This window comes from Exiguobacterium sp. 17-1 (genome assembly GCF_023096305.1).
Lineage (GTDB): Bacteria > Bacillota > Bacilli > Exiguobacteriales > Exiguobacteriaceae > Exiguobacterium_A > Exiguobacterium_A sibiricum_A.
Genome location: NZ_JALIGJ010000004.1, coordinates 1 through 17182 on the forward strand (window position 1 = coordinate 1; position 17182 = coordinate 17182).

18 protein-coding genes, 7 tRNA genes and 1 rRNA gene are annotated in these 17182 nt (G+C 48.8%); 25 read left to right on the forward strand and 1 reads right to left on the reverse strand.

Features of this window, described 5'->3' with window-relative positions:
• Nucleotides 1-9: 9 nt before the first annotated feature.
• From rrf to MUN34_RS11100, 21 genes are all read left to right on the forward strand, one after another.
• Nucleotides 10-125, forward strand: a 5S ribosomal RNA gene (rrf, locus tag MUN34_RS11000).
• 16 nt (nucleotides 126-141) lie between these two features.
• A tRNA-Asn gene (locus tag MUN34_RS11005) sits at nucleotides 142-216 on the forward strand.
• Between the two features lie 2 nt (nucleotides 217-218).
• Nucleotides 219-293: transfer RNA gene (locus tag MUN34_RS11010), tRNA-Glu, on the forward strand.
• A gap of 12 nt (nucleotides 294-305) precedes the next feature.
• A tRNA-Thr gene (locus MUN34_RS11015) sits at nucleotides 306-378 on the forward strand.
• 34 nt (nucleotides 379-412) lie between these two features.
• Nucleotides 413-496, forward strand: a tRNA-Tyr gene (locus MUN34_RS11020).
• A 4-nt stretch (nucleotides 497-500) separates the two neighbouring features.
• Nucleotides 501-573, forward strand: a tRNA-Lys gene (locus MUN34_RS11025).
• 6 nt (nucleotides 574-579) lie between these two features.
• Nucleotides 580-651, forward strand: a tRNA-Gly gene (locus MUN34_RS11030).
• Nucleotides 652-663: 12 nt separating this feature from the next.
• Nucleotides 664-739, forward strand: a tRNA-Ala gene (locus MUN34_RS11035).
• 221 nt (nucleotides 740-960) lie between these two features.
• A complete protein-coding gene (gene rocF / locus MUN34_RS11040; RefSeq protein ID WP_247857783.1) occupies nucleotides 961-1869 on the forward strand; it encodes an arginase in 909 nt (302 codons plus the stop codon).
• Nucleotides 1870-1994: 125 nt separating this feature from the next.
• Nucleotides 1995-2558, forward strand: a complete 564-nt coding sequence (gene sigW / locus MUN34_RS11045) for an RNA polymerase sigma factor SigW (protein WP_026829608.1) — start codon at nucleotides 1995-1997, stop codon at nucleotides 2556-2558.
• Between the two features lie 21 nt (nucleotides 2559-2579).
• A complete protein-coding gene (locus tag MUN34_RS11050; RefSeq protein ID WP_026829607.1) occupies nucleotides 2580-3194 on the forward strand; it encodes an anti-sigma factor in 615 nt (204 codons plus the stop codon).
• An 80-nt stretch (nucleotides 3195-3274) separates the two neighbouring features.
• Nucleotides 3275-4135 carry a diadenylate cyclase CdaA gene (gene cdaA / locus MUN34_RS11055; protein ID WP_014969179.1) on the forward strand — a complete coding sequence of 287 codons (861 nt, stop codon included), beginning with the start codon at nucleotides 3275-3277 and terminating at the stop codon, nucleotides 4133-4135.
• Nucleotides 4135-5421: a CdaR family protein gene (locus MUN34_RS11060; protein ID WP_247857784.1), complete on the forward strand. Its 1287-nt coding sequence runs from the start codon at nucleotides 4135-4137 to the stop codon at nucleotides 5419-5421. Before cdaA ends, MUN34_RS11060 begins: the two co-directional genes overlap by 1 nt.
• A 29-nt stretch (nucleotides 5422-5450) precedes the next feature.
• Nucleotides 5451-6806 carry a phosphoglucosamine mutase gene (glmM, locus tag MUN34_RS11065; RefSeq protein WP_026829604.1) on the forward strand — a complete coding sequence of 452 codons (1356 nt, stop codon included), beginning with the start codon at nucleotides 5451-5453 and terminating at the stop codon, nucleotides 6804-6806.
• 486 nt (nucleotides 6807-7292) lie between these two features.
• The gene (glmS, locus tag MUN34_RS11070) at nucleotides 7293-9089 is read left to right on the forward strand and encodes a glutamine--fructose-6-phosphate transaminase (isomerizing) (protein WP_026829603.1); all 1797 of its coding nucleotides are present in this window, start codon (nucleotides 7293-7295) and stop codon (nucleotides 9087-9089) included.
• A gap of 338 nt (nucleotides 9090-9427) precedes the next feature.
• A complete protein-coding gene (locus MUN34_RS11075) occupies nucleotides 9428-9769 on the forward strand; it encodes a hypothetical protein (RefSeq protein ID WP_247857785.1) in 342 nt (113 codons plus the stop codon).
• Nucleotides 9770-9830: 61 nt separating this feature from the next.
• Nucleotides 9831-10430: a short chain dehydrogenase gene (locus tag MUN34_RS11080; protein ID WP_247857786.1), complete on the forward strand. Its 600-nt coding sequence runs from the start codon at nucleotides 9831-9833 to the stop codon at nucleotides 10428-10430.
• 371 nt (nucleotides 10431-10801) lie between these two features.
• Nucleotides 10802-11362 (forward strand): isochorismatase family protein, encoded by a 561-nt coding sequence (locus MUN34_RS11085; protein ID WP_247857787.1) that lies wholly within the window; start codon nucleotides 10802-10804, stop codon nucleotides 11360-11362.
• Between the two features lie 13 nt (nucleotides 11363-11375).
• A complete protein-coding gene (locus tag MUN34_RS11090; RefSeq protein ID WP_026829598.1) occupies nucleotides 11376-11858 on the forward strand; it encodes a GNAT family N-acetyltransferase in 483 nt (160 codons plus the stop codon).
• A complete protein-coding gene (locus MUN34_RS11095; RefSeq protein ID WP_247857788.1) occupies nucleotides 11855-12751 on the forward strand; it encodes a phosphotransferase enzyme family protein in 897 nt (298 codons plus the stop codon). The genes MUN34_RS11090 and MUN34_RS11095 overlap by 4 nt, the downstream gene beginning before the upstream one ends.
• Nucleotides 12752-12816: 65 nt before the next feature.
• A complete protein-coding gene (locus MUN34_RS11100; RefSeq protein WP_247857789.1) occupies nucleotides 12817-13809 on the forward strand; it encodes an NAD(P)/FAD-dependent oxidoreductase in 993 nt (330 codons plus the stop codon).
• 48 nt (nucleotides 13810-13857) lie between these two features.
• Here the strand turns inward: MUN34_RS11100 and MUN34_RS11105 are convergent, their stop codons facing one another.
• A complete protein-coding gene (locus tag MUN34_RS11105) occupies nucleotides 13858-14211 on the reverse strand; it encodes a winged helix-turn-helix transcriptional regulator (protein ID WP_247857790.1) in 354 nt (117 codons plus the stop codon).
• Nucleotides 14212-14336: 125 nt separating this feature from the next.
• Between MUN34_RS11105 and MUN34_RS11110 the strand changes: the two genes are divergently transcribed.
• From MUN34_RS11110 to MUN34_RS11125, 4 genes are all read left to right on the forward strand, one after another.
• The gene (locus MUN34_RS11110) at nucleotides 14337-15194 is read left to right on the forward strand and encodes an SDR family oxidoreductase (RefSeq protein ID WP_247857791.1); all 858 of its coding nucleotides are present in this window, start codon (nucleotides 14337-14339) and stop codon (nucleotides 15192-15194) included.
• Nucleotides 15195-15268: 74 nt separating this feature from the next.
• On the forward strand, nucleotides 15269-16120 hold the full coding sequence (locus MUN34_RS11115; RefSeq protein WP_026829593.1) for a PPK2 family polyphosphate kinase: 852 nt from the start codon (nucleotides 15269-15271) through the stop codon (nucleotides 16118-16120).
• A gap of 152 nt (nucleotides 16121-16272) precedes the next feature.
• A complete protein-coding gene (locus tag MUN34_RS11120) occupies nucleotides 16273-16611 on the forward strand; it encodes a zinc ribbon domain-containing protein YjdM (RefSeq protein ID WP_247857792.1) in 339 nt (112 codons plus the stop codon).
• Between the two features lie 139 nt (nucleotides 16612-16750).
• Nucleotides 16751-17176 carry a DMT family transporter gene (locus tag MUN34_RS11125; RefSeq protein WP_026829591.1) on the forward strand — a complete coding sequence of 142 codons (426 nt, stop codon included), beginning with the start codon at nucleotides 16751-16753 and terminating at the stop codon, nucleotides 17174-17176.
• Nucleotides 17177-17182: the final 6 nt, after the last annotated feature.

The window sequence follows — 17182 nt, forward strand, 5'->3', positions numbered from 1 at the left end:
AGCCCGTCGTCTGGTGACGATAGCCAAGTGGTCACACCCGTTCCCATGCCGAACACGGAAGTTAAGCACTTGAACGCCGAAAGTAGTTGGGGGCTTCCCCCTGTGAGGATAGGACGTTGCCAGGCAATTTATTTTATTTATTCCGCAATAGCTCAGTGGTAGAGCAACCGGCTGTTAACCGGTAGGTCGTAGGTTCAAATCCTACTTGCGGAGCCAATGGCCCGTTGGTCAAGCGGTTAAGACACCGCCCTTTCACGGCGGTATCACGGGTTCGATTCCCGTACGGGTCACCATTTTTATTTTTTGCCGGTGTAGCTCAGCTGGTAGAGCAACTGACTTGTAATCAGTAGGTCGCGGGTTCGACTCCTGTTGCCGGCACTGTTTTTTTAATTCTATAGTTCCTAGACAAACTGGGGGGGTAGCGAAGTGGCTAAACGCGGCGGACTGTAAATCCGCTCCCTCGGGTTCGGCGGTTCGAATCCGCCCCCCCCCACCATGTCGAGCCATTAGCTCAGTTGGTAGAGCATCTGACTTTTAATCAGAGGGTCGCAGGTTCGAATCCTGCATGGCTCATATTTTGCGGAAGTAGTTCAGTGGTAGAATACGACCTTGCCAAGGTCGGGGTCGCGGGTTCGAATCCCGTCTTCCGCTTTTTATGTTTTTGGGGCCTTAGCTCAGCTGGGAGAGCGCCTGCCTTGCACGCAGGAGGTCAGCGGTTCGATCCCGCTAGGCTCCACCAAATTTTGCTTAAAGATCTTAAGCGAGTTTCGTTCGTCTTAAGTTTTTTTATACTTGAAATGCCTGCAATTAAAGTACGTACGCGAAAGCACTGTGAGAGTTTCTCACGGTGCTTTTTTGTCGTCTGATCTTGTATAATCATGCGTCGTCGTGTCGAGTTGAACCACTGTCTTGTTACCGCTTACAATTAAGGTAACTTACTGAGTAAAGGGGAACACGTCGATGAACATTGCATATATCAGCGTACCGTATCGTTATGGTCAAGGAAAACCGGGGACAGAGCAAGGACCGGCTGCTGTTGAAGAAGCAGGCTTACTGGAAACACTTGCGGTACACGGACAAGAAGCAGCACGCTATGGGGAAGCGGCTGTTTTGTCTGAAGATGCTGTCCGGGAAGAAGATCCACAACTCAAACGACTGGAAGGTGTCGTCCATACGACAAACGACTTACAGTTAATCGTAAGTGAGGCGCTGGCAGAGCAACGTTTCCCGTTACTCGTTGGAGGCGATCACAGCATGGCGATTGGAACGATCGCCGGTCTACGGAAAGTCGTACCGCGTCTCGGTGTCATCTGGTTTGATGCACACGGCGATTTGAATACGCCTCAAACATCACCGTCCGGCAATATTCACGGAATGCCGCTTGCTGTCGCGTTAGGGGAAGGGCATCAGCGGTTAACGGAAATCGGCGGCAGTGAGGTCAAACTGCAACCGGAACATCTTGTCTTCATCGGTTTACGCGATGTGGATGCAGGAGAACAGGAACTGATTGACCGTCTTGGTATTCGTGTCTATGATATGGAAGCGATTCGGGCACGTGGCATGGATGCCATCATGGAAGAGGCAATTGCCTATTTAAAAGAAACAACGGATGCCTTTTATCTCAGTTTCGATATGGACGGGCTCGATCCAAGCCTTGTTGAAGGAACCGGGACACGGGTTGCAGACGGAATTATGCTCGACGATGCGCAGACGGTCTTACGTCATTGTGCGGAGCAGGATGACTTCATCGCAGCTGAATTCGTTGAAGTCAATCCGCTGTTGGAAGAAGGAAACGGGACAGCAATCCTTGCGAATGACTTGATTGGAAACTTGCTCCAGTATATGCGGAACCACCGTTTAGTAAAATAATGGATGGAACTTGAACTCTTTTCGTCAGAGTTCAAGTTTTTTTTGTTACAATTCAAATTGAGATGAAACATTTGTTGGTCGACTCCGTATAAGAGATTGACCGCATAGAGCGGGGGGTATTCAAAGTGGAAGAAACAACACTACGCTTGATTGAGCGGGTGAAGCAGGGCGACCGTGATGCATTCGCGGCACTTGTTGATCTATATAAAGAAGGTGCCTTTTTAGTCGCCTTCCGTGTTTTACGTGATCGAATGGAAGCAGAGGATGCCACGCAAGAAGCCTTTATCCGTGTGTTCACGAAAATTGAATCGTATAATGCCCAGTGGAAGTTCCGGACATGGTTGTACCGGATCGTGACGAATGTGTCGATTGACCGGCTCCGCAAGAAACGTCCCGACTATTCCCTTGACGCTGAGATGTCAGGGACTGAAGGACTGACGTTGTATTCGCAGCTTGAAAGCAAGGATCAGTTGCCGGAGGATCAAGTCATTGATTCTGAACAGCGACAAGATGTGGGAGAGGCAATCGCCGGCTTGCCGGAAAAATACCGGGTTCCACTTGTTTTGAAATACATTGAAGATCTTTCACTTAAAGAAATCAGTGAGATGATCGATTTACCCGTCGCTACGGTTAAAACCAGAATTCATCGGGGACGCGAAGCGCTGAAAAAGCATTTCGGCAAACGATGAGATGAGAAGGAGGCACTCACCATGACACGAGAAAAAGTGTATGAACGGATACAGGATTATTTAGACCAAAACCAACCTCCAGAAGACTTCAAACGACTTGAAGCGGAGTTACGGGAAGCGAATGCGATGGACGAGTTCGAAGAGTATCGGCTCCTCGATGCAGAGTTACGCGCGCTTTCAGCACCTAAGCTTTCGGCGGATTTTACATCCCGCGTGCTGGCACAATTGCCCGAACAGGTGGACCAACCGAATGTGACTCCGCTTAGGAAATCATCCCGTTTTGGCGGGAAAATGAAACAGTACCCGTTGCTTGCGGCAGCCTCGATTTTCATGTTGTTGTCTGTCGGAAGTCTCGGCGGCTACCTGACACAGGAAGAACATGACTTATCGTATACGAATGTACCGGGAATCGTCGCAGAGAACGGCGAAGTCGTTGTACCGGAAGGCGTTACCGTCAACCAGGACCTGTATGTCGAAGGCGGAAATGTCCGGATCGAAGGCAAGGTCAACGGAGACGTGATGACCGTCGACGGAAAAGCATATACCGCGAGTGCCGGGAGCGTCACAGGCGAAATCAAACAAATTGATCAACTCTTTGAACGTGTCTGGTACGGAATTAAACGAATCTTTGAATGAATCAGGTGGGACGAGTCTAACTCGTCCCTTTGTGCTATAATGAAAGCTGTTTAAATCAGATGAGATAGGGGGCACGGTTGGTGAATTACTTCAACTGGCAACCACTTCAATTTCAATTGTTGAAACTGGGAGAAAACGTACATTGGTACGATTATATTAATGATGTGATTGATATCGCGGTCGTGACATTCGTCATTTACCGTTTGATGATCATTGTCAAAGGAACAAAAGCAGTCCAATTGATCAAAGGGATTTCCGTCATTTTGATCAGCTGGTTCTTAAGCGGATTCTTCGGACTGAAGACTTTACAATTTCTGTTGAATCAAATCATTACGTATGGCTTGTTAGGAATCATCATCATCTTCCAGCCAGAGTTACGCCGGGGACTCGAACACCTCGGTCGAACGAGTAAATTCTTTTCGCGGAGTGCCATCAGTGACGAAGATGAACAAGTCCGGATCGTGGACGCACTCGTGACATCTGCGCAATATATGTCCAAACGCCGGATTGGAGCACTCGTGACGATTGAGCGAGAAACGGGTCTCAGTGAATACGTCGAGACGGGCATTCCGCTTGGATCACAAATCACAAGTCAGTTATTGATCAATCTCTTTATTCCGAATACACCACTGCATGACGGCGCCGTCATCGTCCAACAAGGGAAACTAGCAGCAGCGGCTTGCTACTTACCGTTATCCGAGAGTGCGCATATCTCTAAGGACCTCGGGACACGCCACCGGGCAGCCATCGGTGTCAGTGAAGTGACGGACAGTGTCACACTGGTCGTATCGGAAGAAACAGGTGGTGTCTCACTTGCCATCAATGGTCGTCTGTACCGAGAGCTCGATGAAGAATCACTCCGGACGAAGCTGCTTGAGACAATCGTCAAAGTCGAACCGACGAATACTTCCTTCTTGAACTGGATGGGGGCGAAAAAATAATGTTCGAAAAATGGTTCAATGAACGCTGGTTTCTCCGCATCGTTGCGGTTTTGCTGGCCGTCATGCTGTATCTGATGGTCGCAGGGTCCAATTCGACCGGTAAAAGTGATGCGGCGAGTCTGTTGCCAATCGCCGGACAAGGCTCGACGAAGTTTGACGTACCGGTGACAGTCAATTATGATGAAACGCAGTGGGTCGCCTATAATATTCCAAAAACAATTGAAACGACGGTCAAAGGCCCGTCGAGCAGTTTAACGATGCTTCGACTCGTCAAAGATTTTGGGTTGTCGATTGACTTGACCGGTCTTGATCCCGGCTATCATCGTGTCCGGTTGACAGCGAACGGATTTGGAAAAGATGTCGAAGTGACACCAAAACAGGAAACGATTGAAGTATTCCTTGATAAAAAAGTCACGAAAGAAGTTCCCGTTCAAGTGGCATTATTAAACAAAAATAAAATCGCTGAAGGATATGTTGTCGGTGAAGCACAGCCGACCCGTCAAACGGTCTCCGTGACCGGCGGGGCAGAAAAACTGCAGGCCATCACAGCAATCCAAGTTCCGATCGATGTAACGGGCCGGGCGGAGACGTTTACAGAATCCTTTAACGTCAAAGCAACGGATGCGAATGGAAATGCCATCAGTGCCACGTATGATCCGGAACAGCTGGAAGTCACGGTTCCGGTCTATAAAGAAAGTAAAACCGTTCCGATTAACGTCGAAACAAAAGATGCGGTCAAGAAAGGGTATAAAGTCGTCAAGATTGTTCCCGTCACGACGGAAGCCCGATTATATGGAACAAAAGAAGAACTGTCACGGATCGGTTCCGTGTCGACGGAAGCTGTCTCCTTAAAAGGGTTGACGAAAACTGTCGATCGAACGGTCAAACTGATTGAACCGGACAACGTAACAGCAATGGAACCGACTTCGATTACAGTCAGCATCGTCGTCGAGAAGGAAAATGCGAAAGCGACGACAGAAACCGTCGAGGACCGGGCCGAAAAAACAATTTCCGGTGTCACGGTGACATTAAACGGATTTGATGAGTCGAAGTATACGATTGATTACGAACAGACGATTGATCTCGTCGTCCGTGGAAGTGAAGCTGATCTTGCATCGATTGATGCAACAGATATTAAAGCGGTCATTGATGTGACCGGTTTAAAAGAAGGTACACACGGCTTACCGATTTCATATCAGACGTCAAAAGCGTTCGACGTTCTTCGTCCGGATAATATGGATATCACACTGAAAGCGATTCCCCGGACATCGGTCCAAACCAATTAAATCAACTTTGTGAAATGAGGAAATAGAACATGGGTAAGTATTTTGGAACTGACGGCGTCCGCGGCGTCGCAAACGTAGAATTGACACCTGAACTGGCATATCGTCTTGGTCGGACAGGTGGGTATGTCTTAACGAAACACGAAAGCACACGTCCGAAAGTCTTAATCGGTCGCGATACACGTGTCTCTGGACAAATGCTCGAGAACGCATTGATCGCAGGACTCCTATCAATCGGTGCAGAAGTCATGCGTCTTGGTGTCATCTCGACACCCGGTGTCGCGTATTTGACGAAAACAATGGATGCGACTGCGGGCGTCATGATTTCCGCGTCGCATAACCCGGTTGAAGATAACGGAATCAAGTTCTTCGGATCAGACGGCTTTAAGCTCGATGACGCAACAGAACTTGAAATCGAAGGACTACTGGATGAAGTAGAAGATACATTACCACGTCCGTCAGGTAAAGAACTTGGATTCGTTCATGATTACTATGAAGGGGCACAAAAGTACCTCCATATGTTACGTCAGACATCGGATGAAGATTTCTCAGGCATCCACGTCGCCATCGACGGGGCACACGGGGCAACATCAAGTCTCGCACCACGTCTGTTCGGTGATCTGGAAGCGGAAGTCTCGACAATCGGAACGACACCAAACGGTTTGAACATCAACGAAGGTGTCGGCTCGACGCATCCTGAACATTTAGCTGACTTCGTTCTTGAAAAAGGCGCTCACGTTGGTCTATCATTTGACGGCGACGGCGACCGTTTGATTGCAATCGATGAGAACGGTAAAATCGTCGACGGCGATAAAATCATGTTCATCTGTGGAAAATACCTTAATGAAATTGGTCGCTTAAAAGATAACACAATCGTCGCGACAGTCATGAGTAACCTTGGTTTCCATAAGACAGTCGCTGAACACGGCATGACGGCATTACAGACAGCGGTCGGTGACCGGTATGTCGTGGAAGAAATGCGTAAACACAACTATACACTCGGCGGCGAACAGTCGGGTCATATCATCTTCATGGATTACTCGACAACAGGAGACGGGATGCTTTCAGGCGTCCAGCTCTTACAAATCATGAAGGCGACAGGCAAGAAATTGTCGGAACTCGCAGCGGAGATGCCGGTCTTCCCACAACGCCTCGTCAACATTCGCGTATCGGATAAAAATGGTGCGATGAACGGTCCGGCTGTTCAAGCAATCATTGCTGAAGTAGAAGCGGAAATGGCAGGCAACGGTCGGATCCTCGTCCGCGCGTCAGGGACAGAACCACTCGTCCGTGTCATGGCGGAAGCACCGACGCAAGAAGCATGTGATATGTATGTGGAACGGATTGCAAACGTTGTTCGTGAAAACTACGCCTTACAAGAAAACTGAGTGAACGGAAGGAGCGGATGAAAATCTGCTCCTTTTTCTGTAGAAGTCGCGTGAAACAAGAGATTTTTGGCATATTTTAAAATATTACGAATCATAAAGAAGATACACAAGAAAAACAATAACAAAAACCAAACAGTTTTTTTACATAATCTAGGTATTAGAGGTATCATTTAGAAAAATATCGGGAATAGTTACAAAGACGTTACCTTTCTTGCTTTTTCTAAATAAAGTTCGTATGATTGTAAAGTCGGACAGAAACGGGGTCAGACGGAAATGAAAGCGCCAGGGCTGACTATGTAATAGGCAGCTGACGAGGTGGGGGTTTATCGAATCATTCGGCGGATGCCTCCCGGTACCATGTCAGTACCGTAAACTCATCTGAAATCGTTTAAGTGATTAGACGGACAGGCAGATGCGTGATGACAACTCTCGACAAGAGCCGTTTCCTCTTCAGGGAAATACTTGTAAATGGGAGAGAAAAACATTATGTGCGGTATCGTAGGTATGATCGGACAGGTTAACACAAAGGAAATTTTATTAAAAGGACTCGAAAAACTCGAGTACCGCGGCTATGATTCGGCTGGTCTTGCGTTCGTCAACGACGGCGTTCAAGTCCATAAAGAAGTCGGCCGGATTGCTGCGCTACGCGAAGTCGTTCCTGCAGAAGCAGATGGTCTTGTTGGAATCGGTCACACACGCTGGGCGACACACGGTGTCCCAAGTGTACCGAATGCCCACCCACACCAAAGTGCTTCATCACGTTTCACACTCGTGCATAACGGTGTCATCGAAAACGATGAGCAGTTAAAAGCAGAACTCAATGTTGATTTACTCAGCGACACGGATACAGAAGTCATCGTTCAGATGATTGAAAAGAACTTTGATGCAACAGGTGACGTGACAGAAGCATTCCGTCAAACACTTCGTGTGCTTCACGGTTCATATGCACTCGCGTTGATCGATGCTGAAAACCCGGATGTCTTGTACGTCGCTAAAAACAAATCACCGCTTCTCGTTGGTCTCGGTGACGGTACGTTCAACGTCGTCGCATCTGACGCGATGGCAATGCTTCAAGTAACGGATCAGTTCGTTGAGTTGCATGACGGCGAAATGATCATCTTGACGCGTGACAGTGTCACAATCCAGGACTTAGACGGAAACGTCAAAGAGCGTGAGGCGTATACAGCAGAAATCGATGCATCAGACATCGAAAAAGGCACGTACGCGCACTACATGCTCAAAGAAATGGATGAGCAGCCGGCTGTTATCCGGAACATCGTTCAGAAATACCAAAACGAGTCAGGCGAAATCACACTTGATCAATCGGTCCGTGATTTAGTCCTCGGACGTGACCGTGTCTACATCATCGGTTGCGGAACAAGCTATCATGCAGGATTGATTGGAAAACAATTGATCGAACAAATCGCGGGTATCCCGACAGAAGTTCACATCTCATCTGAATTCGGCTACAACATGCCACTCTTGACTGAGAAACCACTCTTCCTCTTCCTTTCACAATCAGGTGAAACAGCGGACAGCCGTGCGGTTCTCGTTGAAGCGAAAAAACTCGGTCACCCGGCACTCACGATCACGAACGTTGCGGGTTCTACTTTGTCACGTGAAGCAAACGCAACACTCTTGTTGCATGCGGGTCCTGAAATCGCCGTTGCGTCAACAAAAGCGTATACAGCACAAATCGCTGTTCTCGCAGTCCTTGCGTTTGACCTTGCTCAAGCAAAAGGTGTCGAAGTTAACTTCGATCTCATGAAAGAACTCGGAAAAATCTCAAGCGCAATGGAGTCCGTCATGTCACAAAAAGAACGGTTCCAAGAGATCGCTTCAGAATACTTGTCTGAATCACGCAATGCGTTCTTCATCGGTCGTGGTCAAGATGCGTATGTCGGAATGGAAGGGGCTCTCAAGCTCAAAGAAATTTCGTACATCCAAGCAGAAGGTTACGCCGGCGGCGAATTGAAACACGGTCCAATCGCTTTGATTGAAGACAACACACCGGTCATCGCCCTCGTGACACAACCACACGTTCACCTCAACAACCGAGGCAACGTCAAGGAAGTCGTCGCACGTGGCGCTAACGCGTGTGTCATCGCAGCGGAAGGTCTCGAATTGCCGACGGATGCATTCGTCATCCCAGCAGTCGAGCCGCTCTTGTCACCACTCTTGTCTGTCTTACCGCTTCAGTTGATTTCGTACTACGCGGCACTCGGCCGTGATTGCGACGTCGACAAGCCACGTAACTTGGCGAAATCGGTAACGGTCGAGTAATTAAATAATTTTTAACCCTTTCAGATCCGAATATCTGAAAGGGTATTTTTTATATGGAACATTTTTTTTAACGAAGGAGAAGATGAATAATGTTTAATTTCTGTCTACATACTAAGAAATCAGTATGGGTTCAGGCTTTTCCCAAGTCCTTTGCGAAAGACGTTGAGACCGTAATACGGCTTCTACCGCTAAGGTTTTCCAAGCCGGTAAGCTGGGGGACGATTGATGTCACGTTTTTCGGGGAACCATTGATTCTTCCGTCCCGACTGTACTTAAATGAAGTAAAAGAAGAAAAAATTCAAAACCTAACGGATCGTCAACGGTGGATACTGTACTGCATGTACACCCGTCACCATGACGGATACATCCGTGAAAAGTATGTTCGTCGGCTGGAACAGGAACAAGCAAAAACGGACTGGGTACTGCTTTATTTAATTGAACTCACGGGAGAATATGTCTACGAGATTCTCGAACGGATCGAACCGATGTTACAGACTTGGTCCGAAGAACAGCTGAAAACTTTTGCCGCAGCAAACGACCGTTATCTGCAACGAATTGAACGACGCATTATCAGCTATTGGGATATACATCAAAGGACGACCTATCCGGTGTTATGGGATTCGACCTATGTCGGCTTTCGGATTGCTCAGTTCTACCGCACGTATCGTGCTAATTCTTGAAAAAAACTTCCGGTTTACGGTAGGCTGAACACGTAGTCCAGATCAGAAGGGGGATAAACAGATGAGAATTTTAGTAGTTGGGGCAAGTGGAACAATCGGTCAAGCGGTCGTCACGCAATTAGGGGAGCGGCATGAAATCATTCAGGCCGGACGGACAGGTGTGGATGTCCAGGTCGACATCACGTCGGAAGACAGTATCCGTTCGATGTATGAAGCGGTCGGTCCGGTCGATGCCGTCATCAGTGCAACCGGCGGGGCGCATTTCGGACCATTGACGGATTTGACACCGGCGTTGAACCAGATCGGAATCGACAGCAAGTTGAAGGGGCAGGTCAATCTCGTCCTGCTTGGTTTGGAGACGGTTCGGGACGGGGGCAGCTTTACGTTGACGACCGGTATCATGATGGACGATCCGATTCGCCAAGGCGCGTCAGCGGCCCTTGCGAATGGCGGGGTCAAAGCGTTTGTCCATGCCGCGGCGATTGAGATGCCGCGGGGTATCCGGATCAACAGTGTCAGTCCAAACGTTTTGATTGAGTCACTCGAGAAGTATGGACCATTTTTCCGTGGATTCGAAGCGGTTCCGGCATCGCGTGTCGCGACAGCATTTGAGAAAAGCATCGAAGGGGCACAGACCGGACAAAACTACGAAGTCTATTGAATCCAACAAGACCGTTCACTTGTATCAAGTGAACGGTCTTGTTGTCAGCTCATTAAGGATTGTAAATAAAAAATATTTATCAGGACCAGTGAAATTAAGAAGCAGATAAAGAGATTATTAAAAAAGACATGTCGTGTCATCTCACGGTTCATGATCATCTTGTCGAGAAATAGATTTACAGCCAAGACGATGGTGAAGGTTAAAAAAAAGAGCGGCAACAATTCCATACAAAACATCCTTTCCGTCGTCTTATTCAACGCATCCAGCAGACAAAAAGTTTCATTAGGACTTGAAATCGCTTATAAAAAACAGGATTTTCCAGTGGGGAAGGGAAAGAAGAAAGTAAAGAAACCAAAAGGAGGTACATTCAGATGCGACAAGCGGTACTCGTCATCGATTTTCAACAGGATCTTGTCGAAGGGACACCCGAAGAGTCTGGTGTTTATGCGAAGGAATCTGTCATCGGAGTCATCAATCAAGTGGTGCAAGAAGCGCGCGATCATGATCATACGATTGTCTTCATCCGGGATCTTGATGTCGCGAATGGAGAAGGAGCCGGCTTTGCGGTGCACTCCTCGATTCAGATTCCGGATCAGGCGGTCACGTTCGACAAAGCCGCAACCAATTCGTTTCATGGCACGCCATTGCTCAGTCATTTGAAAGAGCAACAGGTCGGACATGTCGTCATCCTCGGCTGTAAGACGGAACACTGTATCGATACGGCTGTCCGCAGTGCAACCGTCAAGGGATTTGATGTGACACTCGTTGCTGACGGACATACGACGAACGGTTCCGATGTCTTATCGGCAGAGCAGATGATTGCCCATCACAATCAAGTCTTGCACGGACACTACAATGTCGAACATTTTGCGGTTGTCCGTCCCTCAACGGAGAAGTTGTTTGAACCTATCCACGATCACTATAGAACGTAAAAGGAGCGACCTCATGATTGAACTACGAAAAATGGAAGAAACGGATTATCCCGCCTACGCGACACTCGTCACCGATGAGCGGGTCATGCGCTATATCACAGAACATCCCTTAATCGAAACAGAAGCCAAACGACGGTTCGCGTCGATCATCGAGCAACAGCGGCATGACCGTCTCGGATCATACCTCGTCTATCAGGACGGAACATGGATTGGCATCGGTCATGTCACGCGGGATACACGGCAACCGTTTGAAGCGGAACTCGGCTACATGTTATTGCCGGAACAGTGGGGTCACGGTTACGGATCATTGCTCGCCACACGGTTGCTCGAATTGGCAACGGAACACGAATTGACCGTCGTCACGGCAACGATTGATCCGAATCATCTCGCGTCGCGAAAGATTTTGACGAATCTTGGATTTCACTCGACGTATGTTGGACCGATTGACGGGCTGCCTGGTGAAATTCTCGAAAAACGATTGGGGGAATCCTCATGACGCGGGAAGAGTGGATTCAATCGTTTGATCTGGATGTCGCGGATATCTTTTCCGTCACCGATTCATACAGTTCAGATGTCGACCGGTTAGTACTGAGCGACGGTCGGACCGTCTTTTTGAAACGGCCTTATACCACTGACAAGTGGTATCGGGAACACGGTTGGTTAACGTATTTAGCCAGTCGTGTTGCTGTGCCGAAGATTCTCATGGAGGCGCGACCAACCAAACAGACGACGGGTGCATTTGTGCTCGAAGCACTTACCGGTTCGACGATTGAGACGGTCACATCGGCGCTCGCCTCGCAAATCGGACAATTGCATGCAACACTCCACAACTGTACACGCGACGCGTACGGCGATTTTGAGGAGAACGGCTTCACTGCCTTTAGCTCACAGGACTGGCGTGTCTTCCGAAATGCGAAGATGACCTCATTCGAGCCGGCGATTCGTAAAGCCTTGTCACCCGTGTTGTATCAAGCTGCCTTTACGGAATTGAAGCGGCGTGAACGTGAGTTACCGGAGCCCTCTCGACCTGTCGCGGTCCACCTCGATTTCCGGCTCGGCAACCTGCTCGCGGACGATGGAAGACTGACCGGACTGATTGACTTTGAGACCTCACGTTTCGGGGCGACGGAAATTGATTTTACGAAACTTGACCGCGACGTGTTCCAGAGCGAATCCGGGTTACTTGACGCCTATCAACAAGGGTACGGACAAGTCAGGACACCGGAGCCGATTGAAGTCTACTTGCCGTATTATCGTCTGTTTGAAGCGCTGACGGGAATCGGCTGGTGTGTGCAGCGCGGACTGGAGCATCACCAACAGTTTTTCAATCACAACCATGCCCGTTTGTTGATGGAACTGGAACGGACGAGCATATTCGAAGAACGTTAAAAGGCGTGGTTTGACGAGCGAACCGCTATACTTGTGGAAATGAAGCAAGTAGAGGGGGAAATTGGATGGAACAACAAAAACGGATTGGGATTATTGGTGGCGGGCTCGCCGGAATTTTTGCGGCACGTCAATTGGTGACGGAAGGTTATGCGGTCGAGGTCATCGAAAAAAGCCAAAGTGTCGGGGGACGGATGGCGACGAGACGGATCGACCAGGGAACAGCGGATCATGGGGCTGTCTTCTTTACAGTCCGTACGGACGAGTTGGCGCAGGAAGTCGACGAATGGCTGGAACAGGGACTAATCCGAAAATGGTTCGGGGATGACTTTCCCCGCTATATTGCGGTCAACGGGATGAATCAGCTGGTCCAATCAATTGCCCGTGGAATTCCTGTGCATCTAAATGAACAGGTCAAACGGATTGTGTCGGATGCACCCGGACTTCAAACCATCGCCTCTGAAGAAACACGGACGTATGATGCCATCCTGCTGACGGCACCGGTGCCACAAGCCTATGACTTACTGGAAGCATCTCCGTTGACGTTAGTTGAATCCGATCACGCCCGTCTCGGGAAAGTGACGTTTGAGCCGACGTTCGTCGGTTTGTTCGAGATTCAGGAAACACTCGAAATTGGTGAGGTCGGTCTACTTGACGAAGGTCTCGCAACCGGGATGTTGAAAATCGTCAACAATGCGCAAAAAGAAGTGTCGGCGACCCCGCTTCTGAGTGTCTATATGGCTGGGGACTGGAGTGAATCGTGGTATGACAAAGGGGAAGACGCGACGCTTGCGGAAATCGAACGGTTGTTGCAGGAGCAGCTCGGACCGGTCACGATTATCTCCCGCCAACTCAAACGTTGGCGGTATGCGCAGGCGCGCGACGTCTTCCGTACGCCTTATCTGAAGCTCGATCAACATCCGCTCTGGCTTGCGGGAGATGCCTTTCTCGATCCGAAAGATACGTCCGGACGGACACGGGTCGAGAGTGCCGTCATTTCCGGTCTGCGTGTTGCAGCGGCAATGGATGCGCACTTCAAAGCGGTCGTAACAGAACAATAAGCCGTGAAAAAGGGTGATTTCCAACAACGGAAGTCGCCCTTTTTAGTATCACGATTTGGATTCGGGTGGAAAATGGCGGTTGCTCCAAGCTGCCATCTGATTGAGAATCGGCATAAAACTGTGTCCGGTATCGGTTAAGGAGTATTCGACTTTCGGCGGGACTTCCCGGTAGACTTTCCGGTCGATCATTTCGTCCGCTTCCAGTTCCCGTAATTGTCGTGTCAAAATGCCTTTTGAAAATCCCGGCAACAGGTGCTCGAGCTCGTGAAACCGTTTCGTTCCGGTACTGAGATGCCAAAGCAATACGATTTTCCACTTGCCGGCCATGATTTTTTGCGCGCGAGTAACAGGACAAGCTGTCCGTTGAGAGAGAGGGGAGTCCGTTGTCGAAGCTTGATTCATCGGGAATCAGTCCTTTCGTTCTGTTTGTGTGACCTGGTATCGAAAAAGTGCCTACTCCTCATAGTGTATCACCTGTAATACAATTGGATACAGGTAGAAACTTATTAAAAAAGGAGCTTACGTCCATGAAATTACTTGTGACCGGTGCAACCGGAAAATTGGGAACTAAAATTGTCGAGCACCTCTTAACGAAAATCGAAGCGGAGAATGTAATAATCAGCGTCCGCGATCCGAAAAAAGCATCGGATTTAGCATCGCGCGGTGTTGAAGTGCGTCATGGTGATTTTGATAAACCGGATACGCTGCAAGAAACTTTTGCGGGTGTCGACCGGATCTTGCTCATCTCGACCGACGGCGAAGAAACGACGCGGATCCGTCAACATACGGCAGCCGTCCGGGCAGCTGAAGCAGCCGGAGTCGGCTTGATTGCTTACACGAGTATCGCCAACGCGGAAGCCAGTCAAAATTTCCTGGCCCGGACGCATCAAGTGACGGAACAGTTAATTCGTGAAACAGGGATTCCGTTTTTGTTCTTCCGGAATAACTGGTATCTGGAAAACGAACAGTCGACGATTGATGCCGTTCGTGCCGGTCAGGATTGGTTGACGAGTGCCGGGGACGGCAAAGTCGGCTGGGCATTGCAGGAAGACTATGCGGAAGCGATCGCGACCGTCTTGGTTGATCCGAAACCGGAACAATCCATTTATGAACTGTCAGGTCCTCTGCACACGCAACAAGATATCGCAGAAGCACTCGGACAGGTTCTGGGGCGCCCGGTACAGGTGAAGCAAGTCGACAGCGCGACTTATACGGCAATCATGCAGCAAGCAGGAGTTCCGGAATTTTTACTGCCGATGTTACAGGCGATTCAGGAAGGTATTGCGGCCGGAACACTGGCGGTGGAGAGTCAGGATTTTGAACAGATCCTTGGTCGACCACCGGTTTCTCTCGAAGACGGCTTACGACAACTTGTTAAAAGATAAGTTCATCTGAACGTTTCCTTCTGAAGTGCTTTGGGTAAATATCCCTTACGTACATAAAAACGAGGGGGATTACCATGAACATCAAAAAATACCGTGTGACACCAGGGGAATCAATCCGATTATCAGATTATCCGACGTCGGATGACAACCGGATTGCAGAAGACGAGTTACTGGATCAGCACATTCCGAAAAGTGTCGAGGAATTAAAAGAATTACATTGGCGTCTGCATGCCGAAGAAAAAAACGGAGTTCTTGTGATTTTGCAGGCGATTGATGCCGGCGGAAAAGATGAAGCCATCAGTTATATCTTCTCGAACCTCAACGCCCAAGGATTACGGACGCTTTCCGTCAAAAAACCTTCCGATACGGAGCAAAAGCATGACTATCTCTGGCGGATTCACGAAGGCTTGCCGGAAAAAGGTGAAGTCGGTATTTTGAACCGTTCATATTACGAGGAAGTCATCGCACCACGGATTCATGATCTGCTGGAAGAAGAGGAAGTGCCGGACGATCAAGATGTTTGGAAGATGCGTTACCGTCAAATCAATGACTTTGAACGTTATCTCGTCGAGAACGGTTTCCGCGTCGTCAAGTTTTTGTTTAACGTCTCAAAAGACGAGCAGAAAAAACGATTGCTTGAACGGATCAAAGATCCGAAGAAAAACTTTGAGTTTTCGTTCAGTGATGTCGAAGAACGGGAGCATTGGGATGAGTATCAGGACATCTTTGCCGAGCTCGTCTCGCACACATCAACGGAACACGCGCCGTGGCATGTCCTGCCGGCCGATGACGAATGGTTCACCCGTTACATCGTGACAGAGGTCATGAATGACGTCCTGCGTGAAATCGATCCGCAGTATCCGAAGCTGACGGACGAGGATCAGGAAAAACTCGATGAAGCGATTAAAAAATTAGAAAATGAATAAGTGTGCGAACTGACGCAGCAGTCAGTTTTCAGATGACAACGGGAGACAGACTTTAACATCTGTCTCCTTTGTTGTGCGGAAAAACGGCTTTCTTTTGCAGGATCGCTGTTATAATCAAAGGGAAGAATCGATCAAGTACTGGAGGAATCAGCATGAATGAATATCCGAACTGTCCGAACTGCGGCTCAGCGTATACATACGAAGACGGCAATGTATTGATGTGCCCGGAATGTGCCCATGAATGGACGGCAGCCGATGCAGCAGCGGCAGAAGAAGCCAACGTCATCCGAGATGCGAACGGTAATGTACTGAGCGACGGTGATACGATCACGGTCATCAAGGACTTAAAAGTGAAGGGAACGTCGCTTGTCGTCAAACAAGGGACACGCGTCAAAGGAATCCGTCTCGTCGATGGTGATCATGACATCGATTGCAAAATTGATGGACTCGGTGCGATGAAGTTGAAGTCGGAGTTCGTGAAGAAAATTTAAACTTTCACCGCCTGTCTGACGACGAGGCGGTTTTTTCATGGGAAAAGATATAAGTTTCCTTTCAGGACAAATGTCCTTTATCATTCAGGGAGGCTTCGTTTAAATGAAAGTATGAAAAATCAGGATGGGAGGAACTAGTATGCGTGGAATTCTTTTTGCAATCAGCGGCGGTTTTTTTCTGACACTCCAAAGTGTCGCCAATGCCCGAATCAGCAACAGCATCGGGACGTGGCAAGCAGCGACCTTGACTCAGATGACCGGTTTTGTCGTCGCCTTATTGATTACGTTGATCCTGCGTGACCGGACGTTCCGGCAGATGAAAGAGGTTAAGCTGCTCTATTTATCCGGAGGAGCATTGGCCGCTGCCGTTCTGTTCAGTAACATGACAGCTGTTCATTTGATGGGTGTGACGTTGACGATTTCTTTATTCCTGATTGCCCAGCTCGGCTTGGCACTGGTGATTGATTGGAACGGATGGTTCGGAATGATCAAACGGCGGTTGCAGTTGCCGCAAGTGATTGGCATTTTAATGATGATCGGCGGCGTGCTGATCTTAAAATGGTAAGGGGGA